Origin of the sequence: Sphingomonas sp. (assembly GCF_026460985.1) — a bacterium.
In the GTDB taxonomy this organism is placed as follows: Bacteria; Pseudomonadota; Alphaproteobacteria; order Sphingomonadales; family Sphingomonadaceae; genus Sphingomonas.
Genome location: NZ_JAPKNM010000093.1, coordinates 13,893 through 29,704 on the forward strand (window position 1 = coordinate 13,893; position 15,812 = coordinate 29,704).

Here is a 15,812-nt window from a genome sequence, read left to right on the forward strand (position 1 = left end):
CAATTCCCTTCCAACACCCCTCTTTTCCGGAGTCTGTCGCTCCATCCGAGCGGGGTTAGAGCATAAATTGTGATCGTTCTCAAGAACGTTCTCACGTGCGGTTGTTTTGGCGGGCGGCGTTGCGCGCGGGCCACATCGGCGAACCAGGCGCGGCTCCCTGGTGGCTTGGTCCATACCCCGCCGAATCTCACTGGTTTTACGTGGGCTTGGCTGTAGTGTCGGAAGGCGGCGGGGCACCGAATGGACGGATCTCGTGGGCAGATGACCGGGCTTGCGGACGATGGCGATAGCGGCGGCTGGGCGATCGCGCGGCGCTACGAGATGCTCGTCGACCTTGCCGACCGGTTTCGCGACCTCGAGGAGCCCGATGCGATCGCTTATGCCGCGGCGGAGATGCTCGGGCAGCGGCTGGGGGTCAGCCGCGCGGGCTATGGCACGATCGACAAGGCCGCCGAGACGATCCGGATCGAGCGCGACTGGAACGCCGCCGGCGTGGAGAGCATCGCGGGCGTGCTCCATTTCCGCGATTACGGCAGCTATGTCGACGATCTGAAGGCCGGCCGCACCGTCGTCGTCGCCGATGCCGAGCGCGATCCGCGCACCGCCGCCACCGCGGCCAGCCTCAAGGCGATCAGCGCGCAGTCCTTCGTCAACATGCCGGTCACCGAGCGCGGCGGGTTCGTCGCCTTGCTGTTCCTCAACAACGCGACCGCGCGGCCGTGGAGCGAGGACGAGCTCGAGCTGATCCGCGACGTCGCCGGGCGGACGCGCAACGCGGTGGCGCGGCGCGAGGCCGAGCAGGCGCTCCGGCGGAACGAGGCGCGGCTGCGCTTCCTCGACACGCTCGCCTCCGCGACCGCGCAGGCGCGCGACGCCGACCAGGTGATGGCGATCACCACGCAGGCGCTGGGCGAGCAGCTCGGCGTGTCGGACTGCGCCTATGCCGATGTGGAGCCCGACGAGGACATGCTCAACATCCGCGGCGACTGGCACGCGGCGGACGCGGCGAGCATCGTCGGGCGCTACAGCCTCGCCAGCTTCGGCGGTCTCGCGGTCGCCAGCCTCAAGGGCGGTCATCCCCTGGTCGTCGACGACGTCGCGCAACTGGGGCCGGAGGGCGCGAAGGCGTTCCTGGACATCGGCGCCCGCGCAACGATCTGCATGCCCTTCCTCAAGGAAGGACGCCTGACCGCGCTGATGGCGATCAACGACGCCAAGCCGCGGCGCTGGACCGCGGACGAACTGGGGCTGCTGCGCGAAGTCACCGAGCGGAGCTGGGCGCATATCGAGCGCGCCCGCGCCGAGGCGGCGCTGCGCGCGAGCGAGGGCCGGCTGCGGCTCGCGGTCGAGGGCGCGCGAATCGGCACCTGGGATTGGGACCTCGGCAAGATGCGCGGCAACTGGTCGGCGCGGACCTGCGAGATCATGGGCGTCGCCAATGGCGAAGACCTGACGCCCGACCAGCGCCTGCGCCTGATCCACCCCGACGACCGCGAGCGCGTGTCCGAGATCATCCGCAAGCTGATCAAGTCGGGCGAGGAATTCTCGACCGAATATCGCATCGTCCGCCCCGACGGCGTCGTCCGCTGGATCGCCTCGCGCGGCGTGGTGCAGCGCGACGCGGACGGCAGGGCGCTGCGCACCACCGGCATCGTCCGCGACGTGACGCACCGCCGCGAGGCGCAGGAAGGGCTCCGCGCGCTCAACGAGACGCTGGAGCAGCAGGTCGCCGAGCGCACCGCCGAGCGCGACCGGATGTGGCGGCTGAGCGGGGACCTGATGCTCGTGGTGGGCCGGCGCTGGGACATCCGCGCGGTCAATCCCGCGCTCGGCGCCTTGCTCGGCTACGAACCCGCGGAAGTGCTCGGGCACCGCTTCACGCGCTTCGTCCATCCCGACGAGCGCGACGTCGTCGTCGCGCGCGCGATCCGCGCCGCCGCGACGGGGCCGCTGCGCGATTTCGTCGCGCGATTGCGGGCGAAGGACGGATCCTGGCGGCGCTTCGCCTGGACCGCCGCCCCCGGCGAGGGCGAAGCCTATGTCATCGGCCGCGACGTCACCGAGGAAGTCGAGCGGCGCGAGGAACTGGAGCGCGCGCAGGATGCGCTGCGCCAGGCGCAGAAGATGGAATCGCTGGGGCAATTGACCGGCGGCGTCGCGCACGACTTCAACAACCTGCTCACCCCGATCATCGGCAGCCTGGACCTGCTCCGCCGGAGCCAGGGGGCGAGCGACCGCGAGCAAAGGCTGATCGGCGCCGCGCTCGAATCGGCCGAGCGCGCGCGCACCCTGGTGCAGCGGCTGCTCGCCTTCGCGCGGCGCCAGCCGCTCCGGCCCGGCCCGGTCGACCTGGGCGCGCTGATCCACGGCATGTCCAACCTGATCGCGAGCACCTCCGGGCCGCAGATCAAGGTCAGCGTCGACGTGGCCGGCGACCTGCCGCCCGCGCTCGCCGACGCCAACCAGCTCGAGATGGCGATCCTCAATCTGAGCGTGAACGCGCGCGACGCGATGCCGGCGGGCGGGCGCCTGACGCTCGCCGCATCGAGCGAGGCGATCGGGCCCGGCCATCGCTCCGAACTGCCGCCGGGCCGCTATGTGCGGCTCGCGGTCGCCGACAGCGGCGAGGGAATGGACGACGAGACGATGGCGCGCGCGATCGAGCCCTTCTTTTCGACCAAGGGGATCGGCAAGGGCACCGGGCTCGGCCTCTCGATGGTCCACGGCCTCACCTCGCAGCTGGGCGGCGCGATGCTGCTGTCGAGCAAACCCGGGCTCGGCACCCTGGTCGAATTGTTCCTGCCGATCGCCGGAAGCCCGGCGGCGGCGGCCGACAAGCGCGCGACTCCCTCCACTGGCGGCGCGGCGGGCGTGGTGCTGCTGGTCGACGACGAGATCCTCGTGCGCGCGGCGACGCGGGAATTGCTGTGCGACCTCGGCTACCAGGTCGTCGAGGCGCAGAGCGGGGACGAAGCGCTCGACTATCTCGCCGACAATCGCGTCGACTTCGTCGTCACCGATCACCTGATGCCCGGGATGAGCGGCACCGACCTGGTCCGCACGATCCAGGCGCTGCATCCCGCAGTGAAGACGCTGATCGTCTCGGGCTATGCCGAACTCGAAGGCATCTCGCCCGACCTGCCGCGACTGGCCAAGCCCTTCCGGCAGGAGGAGCTGGCGGCGAGCCTCGCGGCATTGGGTTAGGCCCGTCCAATGCTTGAACGTCGACGCGCTAGGCGGCACAGAAGGTACGAATCTCAGCCGCGCCCCGGAGAGGAACGCGCATGACGAAAATCGCGACGCGGCGGTGACAAATTCTCCGCGTCATCCCGGCGAAAGCCGGGATCCAGAGCCACAGAGCGCAACGCCCGCCGCCCTGGATCCCGGCTTCCGCCGGGATGACGGAAATGTGGGCAAAGCCCGCCTGATCCTGTTCGCTTTCGGGGACTTCGCGTTCAATCTCTACTGGCAGAGCATCATGCTCTTCCTGCTCTTCTATTATACCGACGCGCTGGGACTGCCGATGGCGACCGCGGCGGCGATCTACACCGCGGCGTCGATCTGGGACGGGATCGCCAATTTCGTCGCGGGCGCGGTGACCGACCGGCGCCAGCCCAAGCACGGCTATGGCCGCGTGCTGATCCTCGGCAGCGTGCCGCTGGGGCTCGCCTGCATCCTCACTTATGCGCCGCTCGGCACCGGCGCGGGCGGGCTGGCGCTGGTGGTGATCGGCCACCTCCTCTTCCGCACCGCTTATGCCGCGCTCAACGTGCCCTATCTGGCGATGGGTGCGCGGATCAGCGTCGACAGCCGCGACAGGGCGTTCGTCGCGGGCGCGCGGATGCTGTTCGGGACGCTCGCCTGGGTGGTCGTGGCGCGCGGGACGGTGCCGATCGGAGCGTGGATCAGCGGCGGGGCGGTGGCGGCCGAGGGGTATCTGTGGGCCGCGGTGCTGTTCGCGGTGCTGGGCACGGCGATCCTGATGCTGGTGGGGGCGACCTATCGCGAGGATGCGGTACCCGCCGCCCCCGCCCCGCCCTCGCTGCGCGCGAGCATCGCCAGCCTCGCCGCCAACCGCGCCTTCGTGACGCTCAACCTGGCGATGATGGCGATGATCGTCGCGGCGACGATGCTCAACAAATCGGTGCTCTATTATTTCAAGTATTTCCTGGGCAGCGACGATGCCGGGCAAAGCGCGCTGGCGTGGATGGGCGTGGTGAGCGCGGTGGCGGTGCCGGCCTGGATGCTGCTCCAGCGCGTGCTGGGGACGCGGGCGCTGTGGTTCGTCGCGGCCTTGCTCAGCATGGCGGGACTGACGTTGTTCGCGGCGGTGCATATCGACGAACCGCTGGCGATGCAGCTGTTCCTGATCGGCATGCAGGCGGTGATCGTGGGGCTGCACTTCGCCTTCTGGGCGATGCTGCCCAACACGATCGAATATGGCGAGCAGGCGACCGGTCTGCGCGTCGAGGGCGCGGTGTTCGGCGCGGCGGCCCTGCTCCAGCGCGTCGCGATCGGGCTGGCGACGGCGATCCTCGGCCTCGGCTTCGAGAATGCGGGCTATGTCGCGAACGTCCAGCAGAGCGAGGCCACGCTCGCCGCGATGCGCTGGACGATCGCATTGGTGCCGCTGGGCGCGCTGGCGCTTTCGTGCGGGCTGATGCTGCTCAACCCGCTGGGCAAAGGCGCGCATGCGCGGATCGTTAAGGGGCTGGAGCGGTGAGGTAACGCGCTCCCCTCCCTGCAAGGGAGGGATGATCGGGTCGGCCATGCCCCCGGCATGGCCTGAACAGCGCGGGGCGCTGTTCACCCGATCATGGGTGGGTGCGAGCGCAGCGAGCCCTTCGAGATGCGGTGAATAAAGAAAAGGCCGGGCATCGAGCCCGACCTTTTCTAACCCACCCCTAGCCCCTCCCTTAAAGGGAGGGGAATCAAGTTGTTACTTCATTACTTCACCAGCTCGAATTGGGCGTGGACGCCTTCGGCCTCGGCCGAGGGCGCGATCCAGACGTCGAAGGTGCCGGGCTCGACCGTGGGCTTGTTGTCGCGGCCGTAGAAGAGCAACAGCGAACGGTTGAGCTTGAAGGTCACCGTCTCCGACGCGCCCGGGGCCAGCCGCACCTTGCGGAAGGCCTTGAGTTCGCGGACCGGGCGGGTGATGCTCGCGGCGCGGTCTCGGATGTAGAGCTGGACCACCTCCTCCGCTGCGCGGGTGCCGCGATTGGTGATCGTCGCGGTGACGGTCAGCTCGCCGTCCCAGGCCAGGGTCGGCGCGACCTGTAGCCCCGAATATTCGATCTTGCCGTAGGTCAGGCCGTGGCCGAACGGATAGAGCGCCTTGTTCGGGATACCGCGATAATGCGCCTTGTACGGCTCGAGCTTGTCGTCCGACGGGTTGGGCCGACCGGTGGGCTTGTGCGCGTAATAATAAGGCTGCTGGCCCGGCGAGCGCGGGAAGCTGCACGGCAGGCGGCCCGAGGGGCCGTGATCGCCGAAAAGCACGTCGGCGGTGGCGTTGCCGCTCTCGGTGCCGAGGAACCAGGTGACGAGGATCGCCGGCGCATTCGCGACTGCGCCTTGCAGCGCGAGCGCGCGGCCGTTCTTGAGCACCACGACCACCGGTTTGCCAGTCGCGGCGACGGCTTCGGCGAGCGCCTGTTGCGGCGCGGGGACGACGATCTCAGGACGCGACTGCGCCTCGCCCGACATGTTCTCGCTCTCGCCGATCGCGAGCAGGACGATGTCGGCGGCGCGCGCGGCGGCAACGGCGGCGTCGATCCCGCCGGGGAGCGCTTCCTCGACGCCCGAGCCCGGGGTGACGGTGACGCTGGCCTTGTCGGTCACCGCCGCACGGACGCCCTCGGCAAGATCGACGGCATATTCCTGGCCGCCATAGACCACCCAGGGGCCGTTGAGGTCGTGCTTGCCCGAGGCGAAGGGGCCGATGATCGCGATCTTCTTGCCCGATTTGGGCAAGGGCAGCAGGTCGCCTTCGTTCTTGAGCAGCACGATCGACTTGCGCCCCGCCTCGCGCGACAGCGCCAGCGCGGGCCTGGTGCGCGAGCGCGCCTTTTCGCGCTTGAGGTCGATACGGCGGAAGGGATCGTCGAACAGCCCGAGCGCGGCCTTGACCGCGAGGACTTTCCGGACCGAATCGTCGAGCCGGGCGAGCGGCACTTCGTTCGCTTCGACCAGCTCGGGCAGGTGCTTCCGATAGAAGCCGCTGGTCATGCTCATGTCGACACCGGCGAGGAACGCCAGCTTCGCGGCCTCGCGCGAATCCCTGGCGAAGCCGTGGTCGATCATCTCCATGTCGCCGGTGTAATCGGAGACGACGAAGCCCTCGAAACCCCATTCGCCGCGCAGGATGGTGCGCATCAGCCATTCATTGCCGGTGGAGGGGATGCCGGAGATTTCGTTGAACGAGGCCATGAACGTCATCACCCCGGCATCGAGCGCGGCGCGGAACGGCGGGAGGTAGATTTCGCGCAGCGTGCGCTCGGAAATGTCGACGGTGTTGTAGTCGAGCCCCGCCTCGGCCGCACCATAGGCCGCGAAATGCTTGGCGCAGGCCATCATCGCGTCGATCGCCTTGAGGTCCTTGCCCTGGAAGCCGCGGACGCGCGCCGCCGCCATCAGCACGCCGAGATGCACGTCCTCGCCCGCGCCCTCCATCGTCCGGCCCCAGCGCTGGTCGCGGGCGATGTCGACCATCGGCGCGAAGGTCCAGTCGATGCCCGAGGCGGCGCCTTCGTACGAGGCCATGCGCGCGGTGCGCTCGGCGAGGTCGGGCTCGAAGCTCGCCGCCTCGCCCACCGGCACCGGGAAGATCGTGCGGTGGCCGTGGATCACGTCGGCGGCAAAGAGCAATGGGATCTTGAGCCGCGATTCCTTCATCGCGACGGTCTGCATCTGACGGGCCATCTCGGCGCCGTTGCCGTTGAACACGCCGGCGAGCTGCATCTGGCGCACGTCCTCGAGCTGCTGCTCGAAGCCGGGCGCGTTGCCGGCCGGATTGAGCGCAGTCGCGACGCCGCCGCTCCACGCCGCCGGCATGATGGTGAGCTGGCCGGCCTTTTCGGCGAGCGTCATCCTGGCGATCAGCCCGTCGACGAAAGCAGGCACCGGCAGCTGCGCGGCGGCCTGAAGCAGCGCGCGCGCCGGGCTGGAGACCCAAGCCGCGACCGCGCCTGCCCCCAGCAGCGCCGCGCGTCGCGAAATCTTGGTGTCGAGCATTTCAGTTCCTCTCCATGAAGGGCGCGCCCCAACCCGGCGCGGCAAGCGACTCACGGGCTCCGCCACGCAACTTTTTTGCTTGTTGCGGCCGTCCGTAACCGGTTACATAACCTTTGACGGATGAGGATTGCAATCGCCCTCGCGGTCTGAAACCTAGGAAACATGCGCGAGGCCGGAAGCAGGAGCAAAATGGGCGAGGCCACGATCCGCGATGTCGCACGCCGCGCCGAGGTTTCGGTCGCGTCGGTGTCGCGCGCGCTCAACGGGCTCAACAATGTCCGCGGCGAGACGCGCGAGCGGATCATGGCGGCCGCGGCCGAGCTCGGCTATGTCCCCCATGCCGGCGCGCGCAGCCTCAGCCTGGCGCGGGCGCATGCGATCGGCGTGGTGCTCCCGGACCTGCACGGCGAGTTCTTCTCCGAATGCGTGCGCGGCATGGATCGCGAGGCGAGCCGGCGCGGCTATCTGCTGCTGCTCTCGAACATGCACGACGACAGCGAGCAGTCGGCCTCGGCGCTCCGCACGATGCGCGGCCGGGTCGACGGGCTGCTGGTGATGGCGCCCCACATCACGCCCGAATCGCTCGAGCGGGCGTTGCCGACGACGCTCCCTGCCGTATTGATCAACGCGCCGGGCGAAGTCGCCTCGCGGCCCTCGCTCCGGCTCGACAATCGCGCGGGCGCGCAGGCGATGGTGCGGCACCTGCTGGCGAACGGCTATCGCAACATCGTCCACGTCGCGGGGCCCGAGGGCAATGTCGACGCGCAGGAGCGGCTGCAGGGATTTCGCGACGCGCTGGCCGAGTTGGCGCCCGACATGCCGGTGCGGATCATCGCGGGCGACTTCAACGAGGAGGCCGGCGAGGCCGCGGCGGAGCAGATCCTGGCGAGCGGCGCGCCGTGCGACGCGGTGTTCGCCGCCAACGACATGATGGCGATCGGCTGCCTCTATGCGCTGCGCCAGGCGGGCAAGCGCGTGCCCGAGGACGTGGCCGTCGCCGGCTTCGATGGCGTCCCGCTCGCGCGCTACCTCGCGCTGACCACGATCGAAGTGCGCATCGCCGAGATCGGCGCGCGCGCGGTCTCGCGGCTGATCGACATGATCGAAGGCAAGGGCGCCGGCAGCGGGATCGAGCTGCAGGAGCCCCAGTTGGTCGCGCGCGCGACCACCGCCCCGCGCCAGGGTGCCGCGCATGGCTGACCGCCCTTCCCTCGCGAGGTCGACGACGCAGGGCGCGGCGCGCCTTTCGCGGGCCTTTCGTGTAACCGGTTTCACGGCACCCCTCCTGGGAGGCGGCGTCTCCAGCGTCGCCTCCCGTCTTTTTGGGGTATAAGGACGAACATGATCGACAGACGCGCGCTGCTCTCCCGCTCCTCGCTGCTCGCGGCGGCGGCCCTCCCCGCCTGCACGCCCGTGGCACGGCCCGGCGGCGCGCCCGCGGGCAACAGCCTCCCGGCCTTCTACGAGGATATCGAGGAGCGGACCTTCCGCTGGTTCTGGGACACGGTGAACCGCCGCAACGGGCTGGTGCCCGATCGCTGGCCGACGCCGAGCTTCTGCTCGATCGCCTCGGTCGGCTTCGCCCTTACCGCCTATCCGATCGGCGTCGAGCGCGGCTGGTGCACCCGCGCCGAGGCGCGTGACCTGACGCTGACCACGCTGCGCTTCTTCTGGAACGCGCCGCAGGGCCCCGAGCCGACGGGCAGGACCGGGCACAAGGGCTTCTTCTATCACTTCATCGACATGGAAACCGGCGCGCGTTTCCGCGACGTCGAGCTCTCGAGCGTCGACACCACGATCCTGCTGATGGGGGTGCTGTTCGCCGGGCGCTACTACGACCGCGCCGACCCGGCCGAGGCCGAGATCCGCAGGCTCGCCCAGGCGCTCTACGCGCGCGCCGACTGGAACTTCTTCCGCACCGACGGCCGCAAGCCGGTGTCGATGGGCTGGCATCCCGAGCGCGGGCTGATCCCCGCGAGCTGGACCGGCTTCAACGAAGGCATGTTCGTCTACGTCCTCGGCCTGGGAGCGCCCGAGCACCCGCTGCCCGCCGACAGCTGGGAAGCCTGGACCGCCACCTATCCGCGATCGTGGCGCGGCGAAGGGCCGACCCGCCACCTCGCCTTCGCGCCGCTCTTCGGCCATCAATACAGCCATATCTGGATCGACTTCCGCGGCATCCGCGACCGGGTGATGCGCGAGGCCGGGTTCGATTATTTCGAGAACAGCCGTCGCGCGACCTATGCCAACCGCGCTTACTGCACCGCGAACCCGAAAGGCTGGGACGGCTGGTCGAAGCATGTCTGGGGCCTCACCGCCTGCGACGGGCCGGGCAGCTACCAGCGCTCGTTCAAGGGCGAGACGCGCGAATTCTTCGGCTATGCCGCGCGCGGGCCGCTGGGCCAGCCCGACGAGCGCGACGACGGCACGCTCGCGCCGACCGCGGCGCTCGGCTCATTGCCCTTCGCGCCCGAGATCGTCATCCCCTGCGCCGAGGCGCTGCGCCGCGAGCATGGCGACCGGCTGTACGGCAAGTACGGCTTCCTCGATTCGTTCAACCCGAGCTTCCGGTTCGCGGACGTGCGGCTCGATACTGGCACGGTCGATCCGGTGCACGGCTGGGTTGCCAAGGACCATCTGGGCATCGACCAGGGGCCGATCATCCTGCAGGCTGCCAATTACCGCGACGACTTCGTGTGGCGCCACATGCGGGAGGAACCGGCGATCCGCCGCGGGCTGACGCTGGCGGGGTTCACCGGCGGCTGGCTGGGATAGGGCGTATCGATATTCGGTTTCAATCCTCCCCCGCCAGGGGGAGGTGTCAGCCGCAGGCTGACGGAGGGGGAGGACGGCGATCCACTATCGATGTGCTTCCGCCCCCTCCGTCGCCTTCGGCGCCACCTCCCCCTGGCGGGGGAGGATTTGAATGTCGAATCAACCCAAGACCGCTCAGTCGAGCTTCTTGCTGCACTTGGTGAGGAAATATTGGCGCTTCAGGTCCACCGCTTCCTGCCGCATGCCTTCGAGACGCCGCTGATCGTCGAGCGCGCGCTGGCGATCGTCGAGCGCAAGTTGCCGGAGCGCGAGTTCCTGATCGGTGGCGCTCTGCCCCTCCTGTCCCGCGGCGGGCTTGCCTCCCTCGCGTAGCGTGCGCCGCTTGCCCGCGGTCGCGAGGCGCTCGGCGGCGATCTGGGCCTGCTCCTGATAGAAGGCCGTCAGCGCCGCGCTGCGCCTTTGTGGCTCGGCGGCGAATATCGGGAGGACGGTCGTCTTCTCGCACCGCTCGATCGCGGCATCGAGCGCGGGGAAATCGATCGATTCGACGATCTGGGCGGTGATCGCGGTCAGAGCAAGGATGAGGGGCATGCCGGGCCCCTTATCGGATAAGGCAAGCACTTGCGAGAGCGGCGGAAAACATCCGCCACTCCCCGCGCGCCGCCAGCGTTCAGGGCAGCGCGGTGGCGTCCAGGGGAAGCCCGAGCTGGATCGCCTCGGCGGAGCGGTCGCGGACCTTCTGCGGCAGCGCGATCAGGCCGTGCTTCGCGAGCGGCCCGCCCGGAGCCCACATCGTCGCGTAGAGGTTCAGGAAATCCTCCAGCCCCGGCACGGCCTTCAGATGCCGTTTCTTGACGTAGAGATAGAGGGTACGCACGCCCGGATATTTGCCGCTGGCGATCGCGTCATAGGCGGGCGCGACGCCGTCGATCGGCACGCCGTGCAGCCGGTTGAGATTCTCCTCGAGATAGGAATAGCCGAATATGCCGAGCGCGTTCGGGTTCTGCGTCAGGCCCTGGACGATGAGGTTGTCGTCCTCGCCCTTCTCGACAAAGGCGTCGTCGCTGCGGACGCGGCGGCAGGCATTGTCGAACAATGCGGGATCGGCGGCGGCCTTGAGCTCCTTCGCCTCGGGCATCGCCTCGAGGCAGCCGGGCTCGAGGATCAGCTCGACAAAGGCGTCGCGCGTGCCGCTGGTCGGTGGCGGGCCCATCACCAGGATCGGGACCGCGGGGAGCTTCGGATTGACGTCGCGCCACGTCCTGGCGGTGTTCGGCTTGCCCCGCGGGTTCGCCGCCAGCGCGAGATAGATGTCCTTCCGGCTGAGCTGGAGCTTGGGCCCGGCATTGGATTCGGCGAGCGCGATGCCGTCGAGTCCGATCGGGATTTCGAGGATGTCGCCGACGCCGTTCGCCTGGCACTTGTCGAACTCGCTGCGCCGCATCCGGCGCGAGGCATTGGCGATGTCGGCAAAGGTATATCCCGCGCCTTCGCAGAAGCCCCTTATGCCGGCGGCGGTGCCGGTCGATTCGATCGAGGGTTCCTTGCGACCTTCCTTTGCCTTGACGAAGGCATCCGCCACCGCCCTGGTGAAAGGATAGACCGTCGACGATCCCACTGCGCGGATCTGGCGCGATGATCCGCCGTCGCACGCGGCGAGCGCGAGCGTCGCGAACGCCAAGACACCAAGCCGGCCAAGCATCGCCGTTCCTCCCCGTCCGGTACCTGTTGGGGGCGCAGAGCACACGCGTCCGTCCGTGCACATTCTCCGGCAGCTGGATTACCTCTGTATGACAGCCGGCGCGGCGGCGGCGGTTGGAAGTTCTCGCCGATACGCGCAATATGCCGGCCGATGTCCAAATGGGTTCGAAGGGAGCCTGAACCGGGGTGAGGATGGCCGCGAACGATGCATGACCAGCCGGTAAGGCGGCGAAGAGGCGCGGCGCTCGAGGAGGCCATATTGGATGCGGCCTGGGCCGAGCTCGCGAGCGTCGGATATTCGAATCTCACCTTCGAGGCCGTGGCGAGGCGCGCGGGCACGAGCCGGCCAGTGCTCTACCGGCGCTGGCCCAGCAAGGCGAGCCTCGCGTCCACGGCGATCATACGCCATGTGAAACTGAATCCGCTGGTCGTTCCCGATCTCGGCAATATGCGCGACGAACTGTGTCTCCTGCTGCGGAAGTTCGCCGATCGTTCACCGCCGCGGCAGTTGCGCCTCCTGTTCGAAATGAGCGAGGACATGGTGGCCGAGAAGATGAACTTCATGGACGAGCGATTTCGCGACAACGCGCTCGATCGGGTGATCGAACGCGCAGTCCTGCGCGGGGAGATCGACGCGCGACGCCTGACGCCCAGGGTGCTTCGCATCCCGCTCAGCCTGGTCCTGCACGACGTGATCGTCACGGGCAGGCAGATATCCGACGAAGCGATCGCGGAGATCGTCGACCAGGTCTTCCTCCCGCTCGTTGCGCCGCTCGAATAAGATACATAACGTTTCTTATTGACAGGCATCGCCTCCTTTTAGATACAGTCCGCGTCTTATCCAGGAGGTGCCGGTGTTCCCTGTTTCCCTACGCGTTCCCGTTCGTCTCGGCGCCTTGCTCGCGGTGCCGCTCGCGGGCTGGGGAGGCACCGCGCAGGCGCAGGACCGGGACCATGTCGTGCTCGGTGCGGGCGTGGCCGTGACGCCGGTCCGTCAAGGCGCCGACGACTATCGGCTGCTCCCCATCCCGACGATCGACATCAAGGAAGGGTGGTTCTTCGCCAATCTCCGCAACGGCATCGGCATCGAGCCGATCGACACGGGAGCGGTGACGATCGGGGTGAGCGCGGTGTTCCTCCAGGGCTATCGCAAGCGGGACGTCCCCGCGGGCATCGACAGGCTTTCCGACGGCGTGGGCGCGCGCGTGTTCGCGAACATCCGCACGCACGGTTTCGTGGCCACGCTCGGCACCACCAAAGGCGTGTCGGGCGGAACCGAAGGCGTGATCGCCGATGCGAGCCTCTCTTATCCGGTCGCCTTGTCCTCGCGCTTCACGCTGACGCCGACGATCGGCGCGAGCTGGGCGGACGGGAAGCACAACAACCGCTATTTCGGCGTCACCGCCGCGGAATCGCTGGCATCGGGCTTGCCGCGCTTCACGGCCGGATCCGGCTTCAAGGACGTCTCGGGCGCGCTCACCGCTTCCTATCGGCTGACCGACCGGATCTCGCTGAGCGCGACGGGCAGCGTGACCTCACTGCTCGGCGAAGTGAAGGACAGCCCGCTGGTGGAGCGCAAGACGCAGCCCATGGGTTTGCTGGCGTTCACGTATCGGATGTGAGGGGCTGGGTTGGGAGCTGGGACGGGCATTCAGCTTTCCCCCTCCCTGCAAGGGAGGGGTTAGGGGTGGGTGGCGTCGGGCGAGGCTCGATGCCTCGTCCGATGCTTTTGGGCTGGGCAATGAGTCTTTTTTGGGCGCGCAGACGCGCGCACCCACCCCCTACCCCTCCCTGCAAGCAGGGAGGGGAGTTAGGCTACCCAATCCGCACCGGCTTCGACCGCTTCGACACGCCATTCTCGTCGAACGCCTCGACCGCGACCCAATAGCCTTGCCCCACATTGAGCGCACGCAGCTCCAGGGTCGTGCCCTGGTCGACCCAGCGCTGGTAGTTCAGCGTCAGCCGGTCGGGGCGGATGCCCCATAGGACGTTGTAGCCGACCGCGCCCGTGACCGGCTTCCACGCGATATGGGCATTGCGTTGGTCGGTGTCGCGCTTGGCGGTGACGCCCGCGGGCGTGGCCGGGGCCCTGCCGCCCGCCGAGCCGAACACACGGATATCGCTGATCGCGAGGTTCGCCGCGCCGACATGGCCGTGGACGTAGCGGACGTAGCGCGCCTTCACCGGGGCCGGCAGCTCGAGATAGGCGTTGGGGCGATCGCGGCGCGGGCCCTCGGTCCTGGCGAGCGGCGCCCAGCTATTGCCGTCGAGCGACGATTGCAGTTCGAACTCGGTGTAGATGTCCGGCGCGTCGGCGAAACGGCCCGATTTATAGTCGGCGAAGTTGACCTGCACCGCGCGCAGGGTCTTCGCGGCGCCGAAGTCGAGCGTCAGCGTCTCGCCCGGCTTGTTGGCGCCGGCGACCCAGAAGGTGCGCGGATTCTCGTCGGTCACCCGATCGGCGGCGAATTCGCCCATGGTGGTCGAGGCGGTGGCAGGCTTCCGGTACGAAAGCAGCATCCAGCCGGTGAACAGGCTCTCGGGGTCCTCGACCTTCGCGGTGGCGGCGTAATGCGGGAAATCGCCGAAGCGCGACGAGGCGGCCATCTGGCCGTCGGGCCAGAAGCGCGTCGGATACATCACGATCCGGCGCTCCATGCCCCAGTTATAACCGATCCAACTCGTGCCGCTGTTCCACCAATTGCCGTAGCGGTCCTGGAAGGTCGAGCCGTGGCCCGCTCCTTGCGCAAAGCCGCCGGGGCGATAGGCGACCGGGTTCCACGGCGCATAGGTGAAGGGCCCGAGCGGGCTTTCGGACACATAGGTGCCGTTGGCATAGGCGTTGAACTCGGAGCCGGGCGCGCCGTACTGGAGATAGTAACGCCCGCCCTGCTTGGTCATCCAGGCGCCCTCCATATAGGAAGGGCTGGGTTTGCCCGGTGCCCAGCAGGCGCAATGGTCCTGGCCGAAGCGCTCCCAGCCGTGGAGATCGGGGTGCAGGCCGAGCATCGGCTTGGCCGGGCTCCGGTAGATCAGCCTGCCGTCCTCGAAGGCGACCTTGGCGCCGTACATCGGGAAGATGTTGGACGAGCCCCAATAGAGATACCATTGGCCGTCATCGTCCTCGAACAGGGCCGGATCCCAGGGGCCGGGCGGGATCTCGCCGGGCTTCATCTCCTCGGGCGCCTTGTTGGTGGCGCCGGGGAGCGGCGGCATGCGGCGGACGAGGAAGTCGAGCCGGCCCGTCTCGGGCGCATCGGTGACGAGGATCGATTCGGGCTCCATCATCGACGGCTGGAGGAGGATCCGATCGCCGTCGGACCAGGCGGCGGGCGCGACGATGCTGTCGAAGGGCCAGCGGCTGGGCTTTACGAAGGTCCAGTCGACCAGGTCGGTCGAGCGCCAATAGCCGTCGGCCAGCGTCTGGAACATGTAATAGGCATCCTTGTGCCGCACGATCGCGGGGTCGGCCCCGGTGCGGTAGGAAGCGCCGTCGTTGATCTGCTCGAAATTGTAGCGATAGTCCAAGTCGATCGGGTTGATCCAGGTCCGCCTGGCCGGCTGGGCAGCGGCGCTGCCCGCCAGGCTGAGCGCGACGAGGCTGAGCGAAACGCGGATCATGAGCGATGTCCTTGGACGAAGAGATTGGCGGTGAGCCGGCCGCGGCGCGGATCGGCGCTGAAGGCCATGTCTTTGGGGATCAGCCCCGAATGGAGCAGCCGGCCCTGGTAGAGGACCAGCCGATCGGCGCGGCCCTCGACCATGCCGATCTGCTCGAAAAGGTCGTTCGAGCCGTTGGTGTAGCCGGTCATCGCAGGGCTCTCGCGCCGGGCTGCGGCGACGAAGGTGTCGAGGTTGGCGTCGGTGATCGTCTCGATGCCGGTCGAGCGCTGGCGGTAGAAGGCGGTGCCTTGCGTGTCGCCGAGATAATGGAGGATCGCGACATAGCCTGGATCGGTGGAGTCGAAATGCGGTGCGCGCTGCGCGGGGGTCAGCGTCTCGGGGGGCGCGGTGACCATCGAGAAGCTCGCCTCGAGCAGGTCGAACCGATCGAAGTCGAAACCGCCGCCGAGGAAGGGCGCCGAGGCCTCGAGCGTGCG

The 15,812-nt window shown here is 68.5% G+C and carries 11 protein-coding genes; 6 read left to right on the plus strand and 5 right to left on the minus strand.

Annotated features, from left to right (window positions below; genetic code table 11):
• The first annotated feature begins 261 nt into the window (after nt 1–261).
• A complete protein-coding gene (locus tag MT490_RS15010; RefSeq protein ID WP_297389381.1) occupies nt 262–3,204 on the plus strand; it encodes a PAS domain-containing protein in 2,943 nt (980 codons plus the stop codon).
• 205 nt (nt 3,205–3,409) lie between these two features.
• Nucleotides 3,410–4,723: a glycoside-pentoside-hexuronide (GPH):cation symporter gene (locus tag MT490_RS15015; RefSeq protein WP_297389384.1), complete on the plus strand. Its 1,314-nt coding sequence runs from the start codon at nt 3,410–3,412 to the stop codon at nt 4,721–4,723.
• Nucleotides 4,724–4,947: 224 nt separating this feature from the next.
• Here the strand turns inward: MT490_RS15015 and MT490_RS15020 are convergent, their stop codons facing one another.
• The gene (locus MT490_RS15020) at nt 4,948–7,236 is read right to left on the minus strand and encodes a glycoside hydrolase family 3 N-terminal domain-containing protein (protein ID WP_297389387.1); all 2,289 of its coding nucleotides are present in this window, start codon (nt 7,234–7,236) and stop codon (nt 4,948–4,950) included.
• Between the two features lie 189 nt (nt 7,237–7,425).
• Here MT490_RS15020 and MT490_RS15025 point away from each other — a divergent pair, with 189 nt between their 5' ends.
• Both MT490_RS15025 and MT490_RS15030 read left to right on the plus strand, forming a co-directional pair.
• Nucleotides 7,426–8,436, plus strand: a complete 1,011-nt coding sequence (locus MT490_RS15025; protein ID WP_297389391.1) for a LacI family DNA-binding transcriptional regulator — start codon at nt 7,426–7,428, stop codon at nt 8,434–8,436.
• 141 nt (nt 8,437–8,577) lie between these two features.
• On the plus strand, nt 8,578–10,011 hold the full coding sequence (locus MT490_RS15030; RefSeq protein ID WP_297389394.1) for a glucoamylase family protein: 1,434 nt from the start codon (nt 8,578–8,580) through the stop codon (nt 10,009–10,011).
• A gap of 174 nt (nt 10,012–10,185) precedes the next feature.
• Here the strand turns inward: MT490_RS15030 and MT490_RS15035 are convergent, their stop codons facing one another.
• Together MT490_RS15035 and MT490_RS15040 are read right to left on the minus strand one after the other, a co-directional pair.
• The gene (locus tag MT490_RS15035) at nt 10,186–10,602 is read right to left on the minus strand and encodes a hypothetical protein (protein WP_297389398.1); all 417 of its coding nucleotides are present in this window, start codon (nt 10,600–10,602) and stop codon (nt 10,186–10,188) included.
• Nucleotides 10,603–10,681: 79 nt separating this feature from the next.
• Nucleotides 10,682–11,713 (minus strand): substrate-binding domain-containing protein, encoded by a 1,032-nt coding sequence (locus tag MT490_RS15040; protein ID WP_297389401.1) that lies wholly within the window; start codon nt 11,711–11,713, stop codon nt 10,682–10,684.
• Between the two features lie 258 nt (nt 11,714–11,971).
• Between MT490_RS15040 and MT490_RS15045 the strand changes: the two genes are divergently transcribed.
• Both MT490_RS15045 and MT490_RS15050 read left to right on the plus strand, forming a co-directional pair.
• Complete coding sequence (locus tag MT490_RS15045) at nt 11,972–12,493, plus strand: TetR/AcrR family transcriptional regulator (RefSeq protein WP_297389403.1); 522 nt, start codon at nt 11,972–11,974, stop codon at nt 12,491–12,493.
• Nucleotides 12,494–12,566: 73 nt separating this feature from the next.
• Nucleotides 12,567–13,334 carry a MipA/OmpV family protein gene (locus MT490_RS15050; RefSeq protein ID WP_297389406.1) on the plus strand — a complete coding sequence of 256 codons (768 nt, stop codon included), beginning with the start codon at nt 12,567–12,569 and terminating at the stop codon, nt 13,332–13,334.
• Nucleotides 13,335–13,527: 193 nt separating this feature from the next.
• Here MT490_RS15050 and MT490_RS15055 read toward each other — a convergent pair whose 3' ends face one another.
• Together MT490_RS15055 and MT490_RS15060 are read right to left on the minus strand one after the other, a co-directional pair.
• Nucleotides 13,528–15,333, minus strand: a complete 1,806-nt coding sequence (locus MT490_RS15055; protein WP_297389409.1) for a family 43 glycosylhydrolase — start codon at nt 15,331–15,333, stop codon at nt 13,528–13,530.
• A partial coding sequence (locus tag MT490_RS15060; protein WP_297389412.1) for a DUF6445 family protein occupies nt 15,330–15,812 on the minus strand: 483 nt, incomplete at its 5' end. The genes MT490_RS15060 and MT490_RS15055, both read right to left, overlap by 4 nt.

What these genes read in the sequence shown, in the direction of transcription:
- MT490_RS15010 (WP_297389381.1), top strand. Translation starts at nt 262, where the DNA reads ATGACCGGGCTTGCGGACGATGGCGATAGCGGCGGCTGGGCGATCGCG.
- MT490_RS15020 (WP_297389387.1), bottom strand. Translation starts at nt 7,236, where the DNA reads ATGCTCGACACCAAGATTTCGCGACGCGCGGCGCTGCTGGGGGCAGGC.
- MT490_RS15025 (WP_297389391.1), top strand. Translation starts at nt 7,426, where the DNA reads ATGGGCGAGGCCACGATCCGCGATGTCGCACGCCGCGCCGAGGTTTCG.
- MT490_RS15030 (WP_297389394.1), top strand. Translation starts at nt 8,578, where the DNA reads ATGATCGACAGACGCGCGCTGCTCTCCCGCTCCTCGCTGCTCGCGGCG.
- MT490_RS15035 (WP_297389398.1), bottom strand. Translation starts at nt 10,602, where the DNA reads ATGCCCCTCATCCTTGCTCTGACCGCGATCACCGCCCAGATCGTCGAA.
- MT490_RS15040 (WP_297389401.1), bottom strand. Translation starts at nt 11,713, where the DNA reads ATGCTTGGCCGGCTTGGTGTCTTGGCGTTCGCGACGCTCGCGCTCGCC.
- MT490_RS15055 (WP_297389409.1), bottom strand. Translation starts at nt 15,333, where the DNA reads ATGATCCGCGTTTCGCTCAGCCTCGTCGCGCTCAGCCTGGCGGGCAGC.